Origin of the sequence: Flavonifractor plautii ATCC 29863 (assembly GCF_000239295.1) — a bacterium.
GTDB classification, from domain to species: domain Bacteria; phylum Bacillota; class Clostridia; order Oscillospirales; family Oscillospiraceae; genus Flavonifractor; species Flavonifractor plautii.
In genome coordinates, this window is the sequence record NZ_JH417657.1 from 24,910 (window position 1) to 31,671 (window position 6,762).

6 protein-coding genes are annotated in these 6,762 nt (G+C 65.2%); 3 read left to right on the forward strand and 3 right to left on the reverse strand.

Going from position 1 to position 6,762, the window contains the following annotated elements; genetic code table 11:
- Positions 1 to 102 precede the first annotated feature (102 nt).
- Entirely contained in the window at positions 103 to 798 is a 696-nt protein-coding gene (locus HMPREF0372_RS02900; RefSeq protein WP_035299029.1) for a response regulator transcription factor, read from the forward strand.
- A complete protein-coding gene (locus HMPREF0372_RS02905; RefSeq protein ID WP_007488823.1) occupies positions 795 to 2,012 on the forward strand; it encodes a sensor histidine kinase in 1,218 nt (405 codons plus the stop codon). The genes HMPREF0372_RS02900 and HMPREF0372_RS02905 overlap by 4 nt, the downstream gene beginning before the upstream one ends.
- A gap of 73 nt (positions 2,013 to 2,085) precedes the next feature.
- On the opposite strand, the gene HMPREF0372_RS02910 is transcribed toward HMPREF0372_RS02905, so the two are convergent.
- From HMPREF0372_RS02910 to HMPREF0372_RS02920, 3 genes are read right to left on the reverse strand one after another with little or no spacing between them, the layout of a single operon-like run.
- Complete coding sequence (locus HMPREF0372_RS02910) at positions 2,086 to 2,496, reverse strand: MaoC family dehydratase (protein ID WP_007488824.1); 411 nt, start codon at positions 2,494 to 2,496, stop codon at positions 2,086 to 2,088.
- A gap of 34 nt (positions 2,497 to 2,530) precedes the next feature.
- Positions 2,531 to 3,874, reverse strand: a complete 1,344-nt coding sequence (locus HMPREF0372_RS02915; RefSeq protein ID WP_007488825.1) for a GntP family permease — start codon at positions 3,872 to 3,874, stop codon at positions 2,531 to 2,533.
- A gap of 45 nt (positions 3,875 to 3,919) precedes the next feature.
- Positions 3,920 to 5,476 carry an acyl CoA:acetate/3-ketoacid CoA transferase gene (locus tag HMPREF0372_RS02920; RefSeq protein ID WP_039996568.1) on the reverse strand — a complete coding sequence of 519 codons (1,557 nt, stop codon included), beginning with the start codon at positions 5,474 to 5,476 and terminating at the stop codon, positions 3,920 to 3,922.
- Positions 5,477 to 5,835: 359 nt separating this feature from the next.
- On the opposite strand from HMPREF0372_RS02920, the gene HMPREF0372_RS02925 reads away from it, so the two are divergent.
- Complete coding sequence (locus tag HMPREF0372_RS02925) at positions 5,836 to 6,753, forward strand: LysR family transcriptional regulator (protein ID WP_140402448.1); 918 nt, start codon at positions 5,836 to 5,838, stop codon at positions 6,751 to 6,753.
- Positions 6,754 to 6,762 lie beyond the last annotated feature (9 nt).

Genomic DNA, 6,762 nt, shown 5'->3' on the forward strand with positions numbered 1-6,762 from the left:
TGCGCAAGTCGGCAGGGGCGGCCCTTCTGGCCGCCCGCGGGCGACCACGAGGGTCGTCCCTACGGGGCATTTGCTCCGATCAGAAAGGACTGGGAAGCAAGGATGGCCTATCACATTTTACTGGTGGACGACGCGCCGGAGCTGCGGCGCATGGTGGGAGAGCTGCTGGAGGGGGCGGGCTATGCCGTCACCCTGGCAGCCGACTGCGCCCAGGCCCGCCGGGCGTGGACAGAGTCGCAGCCCGACGCGGCGCTGCTGGACGTGATGCTCCCCGATGGGGACGGGTTTTCCCTGCTGGAGGAGCTGCGGCGGGTGGGGAACGGCGTGCCGGTGCTGTTCCTCTCCGCACGGGACGAGGATGAGGCTCGCCTGCGGGGGCTGGGCCTGGGGGCGGACGACTACATCACCAAGCCCTTCCTGCCTCAGGAGCTGCTGCTGCGCCTGGCGGCGGTGCTCCGCCGGGTGTACGGCGCTGGGGCGGGGGAGGTGCTGCGCCTCGGGGCAGCGGAGGTGCACTGGGGCACCGGCACGGTGCGCCGCCCCGGCGGCGGTGAGGCTGCCCTCACCGCCAAGGAGTACGCCCTGCTCAAAAAGCTGGCGGCCAACCGGGGAAACATCGTCACCATCGACGCCCTGTGCCAGGCCCTGTGGGAGGGGCCCATGGTGGGCTATGAGAACACCCTCATGGTTCATATACGCCGCCTGCGGGAGAAGCTGGAGACCGACCCCTCCCACCCGCAGTACCTGCTCACCGTCCGGGGGCTGGGCTACCGCCTGGCCCAGGAGGAGCGGCCGTGAGGGGGCGCAATCTCCGCCGTACCCTGGTGGCGGCCGGCCTGGTGGCGGCCTCGGCGGTGCTGGTGCTGGTTCTGGCGGTGGCGGGGCTGCTGGCCTTTATTGTCACCTCTGCCGGGGCGGGCAGCTCGTGGAACGCCTCCATGGACGAGCTCTCCGCCGCCCTGGTGCGGACGGAGGGGGGCTATGCCTTTACCGGCGGGGAGTACCTGGCGGAGAAGGAGCTGTGGGCCATGCTGGTGGACGAGGGCGGCGCCGTGGTGTGGCAGCAGGGCAAACCCGCCGATGTGCCCGACCGCTACTCCCTTACCGATGTGGCCGCCTTTACCCGCTGGTATCTGAGCGACTACCCGGTACAGGTACGGGTACGGGAGGACGGTCTGCTGGTGGCGGGCGGCCCGAAGGGGAGCACCTGGAAGCACCCCTTCGTCTTGGATATGGATGTGCTGAAGACCATCCCTTTCTGGTTCGCGGGGCTGTTTCTGCTGGCCCTGCTGGGGGTGCTGGGCCTCACCGCCCTGGTGCTGGGCCGCCAGTTCCGGCGGGAACAGCAGGAGCGGGACTTTGCCCGCTCCGACTGGATCAACGGCATCTCCCATGACATCCGCACCCCTCTGTCCATGGTCATGGGCTACGCCGGGCAGTTGGAGGCGGACCCGGTCCTCCCGCCCCGGCGGAGGGCCCAGGCCGCCATCATCCGCCGCCAGAGCCAGACCATCCGGGATCTGATCAATGACCTCAACCTGACCATGCGCCTGGACTACGCCATGCAGCCCCTGCGGCGGGGGAGCCTCCACCCCGCCGCCCTGGTGCGGCAGGTGGCGGCCGACGTGCTCAACGGCGGGCTGGAGGAGCGGTACGCCCTGGCGGTGGAGGTGCCGCCGGAGGCCGAAGCCCTTACGTTGGAGGGGGACGCGTCCCTGCTGCGGCGGGCCCTGCTTAACCTGGTGAACAACTGCGTGCGCCACAACCCGGAGGGCTGCTCCATCACCCTGACTGCGGCAGCCGAGGGGGAAGTATGCACTCTGAGGGTGGAGGACGACGGGGGCGGTGGTCTGCCGGTCGGACTGGCGGAGGGCGGACTGGCCCCGGACGGCGGGGCCGCCCACGGCACCGGCCTCAGGCTGGTGGAGCAGATCGCCAGGGCCCATGGCGGCGCACTGGAGCTGCACCGGGCGGCGCGGGGCGTCCTGGCCGTCCTCCGCCTGCCCCTGTGAGCGCGCAGAGCCCCCGGACGCCAACGGCATCCGGGGGCTCTGCATGAGAAAGGGGAGGTATGGGAAGAAAACGCTACTGTTGGGGCGGCATGACCGTGGCCATGCCCTGTAAAACCACCTCGCCCGCCTGGTTGGTGCACACCGTATCCAGCTTGACGATGTTCTTCTCCGCGCGGATTTCGCTCACTGTGCAGGTGGCGGTGACGGTGTCCCCGAAGCGGACGGGCCTGGTGAACTTCAGCTCCTGGCCCAGGTAGATGGTGCCGGGGCCGGGCAGCTGCATGGCCAGGACGGCGGAAATGAGGCCGGCGCTGAGGATGCCGTGGGCAATCCGTCCGCCGAACCGGGAGGCACTGGCCACGGACTCGTTGACATGGGCGGGGTTCAGATCGCCGGTGATACCGGCGAAGAGGTACACGTCGGTCTCGCTGATGGTCTTGGAGTGGCTGGCGCTGTCGCCCAGCTTCAATTGCTGAATGGTCATGATGCGGCCTCCTTCTTGTATGCGCTGACGGGGATCAGAGGAACAGGCCCCAGATCAGGGCCAGCCCCAGAGAGGATACCAGCGGAATGATACAGGTCGTGATACAGATGTCGATGTAGGACTCCTTGTGGGTACAGTTGGACACGGCCAGCAGGGTGAGCACCGCGCCGTTGTGGGGCAGGGTGTCCAGGCCGCCGGAGGAGATGGAGGCGATGCGGTGCAGGGCCTCCAGAACGCCGGTGTTGCCCGCAGCCATTTCGGCGTACTTGGGGCCCAGGGCGGACAGGGCGATGGACATGCCGCCGGAGGCCGAGCCAGTGGCGCCGGCCAGCAGATTGACGGCCACCGCCTCGGAGAAGAGGATGGAGCCGGGCATGTTCAGGGCGATGCTGGTGAGGGAGGCAAAGCCGGGGACCACCTTGACCACGGAGCCGAAGCCAACGGCGCAGGCGGTGTTCATGATGGCGCCCATGGAGCCGTTGGCGCCCTCGTTGATGGCGGGCAGCAGGGTCTTGGCCTGGTTCAGGTTCAGCAGGCAGGCCACCAGAATGCCGCACACCAGGGCGATGACGATGGCGTAGTTGGAGGCCAGCTCAATGCCGGCAAAGCGATTGAGCAGCCAGGGGAACAGGTTGAGCATGAGCACAACCACCACCAGGGGGACGATGCCGGTGACCCAGTGCCAGGAGGGCAGAGCCTTGGAGTCGTGATCCACTTCCTTGTGCTTGGGGTCGGGGACAAAGTGCAGGCCCTTGCGGCGGGACTGGCGCACCCGCCACTCCAGGTAGATATAGGCGGGCAGCAGCATAACGGCGCAGGCCACAAGGGACAGGAGCGGAGCCGCCATGGTGGTGGTGCCGTAGTAGTCGGTGGGGATCAGGTTCTGAATCTGGGGGGTGCCGGGCACGGCGGTCATGGTGATGCCGAAGGCGCCGGTGGCAATGGCGCCGGGCAGCAGGGTGCGGGGCAGGTCGGCGGCCCGGTAGATGGAATAGCCCATGGGATAGATGACGAACACCACGACGAACAGGGAGATGCCGCCATAGGTCATCAGCAGGCAGGGGATAACCACTGCTGCCACCGCGAAGCGGGGGCCGATCAGCTTGACCAGGGCGTTGCCCAGGCTGCGGGCGGAGCCGGTCAGATCCATGACCTTGCCGTACACCGCCCCCAGGAAGAAGGCGGGGAACCATTGGAGCACGTAGTCGGCCATGCCCTTCATATAGTCGCCAATGTAGGCGTCCAGGATGGCATAGCCGCTGAGCACGGCCACCACCACGGCGCAGACAGGGGCGACCCAGATGATGGAATAGCCCTTGTAGGCCAGGAACATCAGCAGGACCAGGCCCAAAATGATGCCGAACAGGGATAGTGACATTTGGATTCCTCCTCTACAGATACAGAATAAACGTCCCCTCTCAGATCAGGGCAGGGTGAGCCCCATAGGTTCCGGGCGGAAGATGCGGGGATCCATCGCCCGGACCTTGCGGATGATGGGCTGGAAGTCCATCTGGTCCAGAATATCCCGCTGTAGGTCCACGCCGGGGGCGATCTCTTTCAGCTCCACCCCCTCCGGAGTGAGGGCGAAGACGGCCCGCTCCGTGACGTAGAGCACGTGCTGGCCCCGTTTGGCCGCATAGGCGCCGGAGAAGGTGATCTGCTCCACCTGGCGCAGCAGCTTGCGCACGGACCCCTCGCGGCGGATGGCCAGCCTGCCGTCCTCCACCGCCACGTCCAGCCCGCCGGCGGTGAAGGTGCCGCAGTACACCACTCGTTTGGCGTTCTGGGTGATGTTGATGAAGCCGCCGCAGCCGGCGATCTTGGGGCCGAATTTGGAGACATTGATGTTTCCTGCGGCGTCCATCTGGGCCAGGCCCAGGAAGGCCACGTCCAGCCCGCCGCCGTCATAGAAATCGAACTGGGCGGGCTGGTCCAGAATGCAGTCGGCGTTGATGGCTGCGCCGAAGTCCTTGCCGCCGGCGGGGATGCCGCCGATGGCCCCTACCTCGGTGGTCAGCACAAGCCCCTCCAGGCCCTCCTCCGCCGCCACGGCGGCCACCCCCTCCGGCATGCCGATGCCCAGGTTGGTGACTGCGTGGGGGAGCAGCTCCATGGCGGCCCGGCGGGCGATGATTTTCCGCTCTCCCATGGGCAGCGGGGGCAGGGAGTGCAGAGGGACGCGCACCTCGCCGGAGAAGGCCGGGTTATAACGGGTGCCGAAGGTCTGCATGTGCTCCTCCGGCGGGGCCTCCACCAGCACGTCCACGTAGATGCCGGGCAGGCGCACCAGGCGGGTGTCCAGGGAGCCGTATTCCACAATGCGCTCCACCTGGACGATGACCGTTCCGCCGGAATTCCGGGCGGCCTGTGCCTGGGCCAGGGCCTCGGCGTATACGCCCTCCCGCTGGAAGGTGCAGTTGCCCCTGGTATCGGCATAGCTGGCCCGGAGAATGGCCACCTGAATGGGAATGGCAGGGTAGAACAGCTTTTCCTCCCCCTCCAGCTCAATGAGCTTTACCACGTCCCCGGCCGCCCGGGCGGCGTCGTTGAGCTTGCCCCCCTCCAGGCGGGGGTCTACAAAGGTGCCCAGGCCCACATGGGTAATTACGCCGGGCTTTCCCGCGGCAATGTCCCGGAAAAGCTGGGCGATCACCCCCTGGGGCAGGTTGTAGCCGGCCAGCTTGTTTTCCGCGCACAGCCGGCCCAGCTTGGGGGAGAGCCCCCAGTGGCCGCCGATCACCCTGCGGCAAAGGCCCTCCACCCCCAGGTGGTTCAGGCCGCGGCTGTCGCTGTCGCCCTGACCGGCGGCGTACAAGGCGGTCAGGCCGTGGGGCCCCTCGCCGTCTCGCGCCCGTTCCTCCAGCGCTCTGAGAATAGACTCCGGATGCATCAGGCCGCTGGCGAAGCCGCCGAAGGTGACGGTGTCTCCGTCGTGGATGTACTGGCGCACGGCATCGTGCGCCGACAGGATTTTGGGCATATCTGCACTCCCTTTCCGCTCACCATTCCTCCCCGGAAGGAGGCGGCACGGGTTCGGCTGGTCTGCGGCCCGCGCCGTTGCAGAAAGTATACGGCATAGGAAGTACATCTGTAAAATGAACAATTTGATAGGCTGCATTCTAAAATTAGAATAGATTGCACATTATTGTAGAACTTTTATTGCTATATTTGTGGCATATCCACAGTATCATGCCTTTTGCGTATGGACGAATGCGCGGGGGGAATGCTGTGCTTCATTTTTAACAATTTCACAGTAGAAACTTTGTGCGGCTTTTTCTGGAAATTTTTTTATTCTTCGATTATGATAGGGACAGCATCACCGAGGACGTGGAGGTAGCTATGGATATTCAGCACTTGAAATATTTTGTCGAAGTGGTCCGGCAGGAGAGCTTTACCCGCGCAGCCGCCCAGCTTTTTGTGACACAGCCCATGCTGACCCGTTCCATCAAGCAACTGGAGGAATCGCTGAATGTTCTGCTCATTGAACGCACCAGCAAGAGCTTTCGCCTGACCGATGCGGGACGGATCCTGTACGAGCGGGCCCAGGAGTTTCTCATGCAGTATGAGGCGATCTTCCAGACCATGGCGGACGTGCGCTCGGTCAAGACCGGAGAGGTACGGCTGAGTATTCCCGGGGTGCTGCTGGACATGTATTTTCCCGAGCTGTTTGCCAGCTTTCACCGGCAATACCCCGGCATCGACATCAGCCTGGTGGAGGAGGGCTCCAAGCTCACCGCCGCCTCGGTGGGATTGGGAAAGGCGGATCTGGGACTGGTCATGCTCCCGGTGGAGGAGCCGTCCCGCTTTGAAAGCCACCTTCTGGTCAGCGATGTGTGTCAGCTTGTGGTGAGCCGGGAGCATCCCTTTGCCCAGATGCCCGGCGTACATATCCGCGAGCTGAGAGGGGAGACCATTCTGACCTTCAGTGAAACGGCCACCCTGCACGACACCTTTATTCAGATGTGCGGCGAGCAGGGCTTTGCCCCCCGCATTGCCTATAAAAGCCTGATGCCTGGCTTCAGTTTCAAGATGGTGGCCATGCAGCAGTGCATCGCCTTGCTGCCCCTGCCGCTGATCCTCCACGGGATGTGCGACAAGCTTGTCACCGTGCCCCTGGAGCCGCGCATCGTGTGGGATATTGCCATCATCCGCAGGAGACAGGGCTATCACTCCTTTGCCGCCGCACAGTTGTTCGACCATATTCGCGCCCACTTTGCAGAGCGGAAGCCCTTAATGGAAAAGGCCGGCCCGTCGTGAGACGGGCCG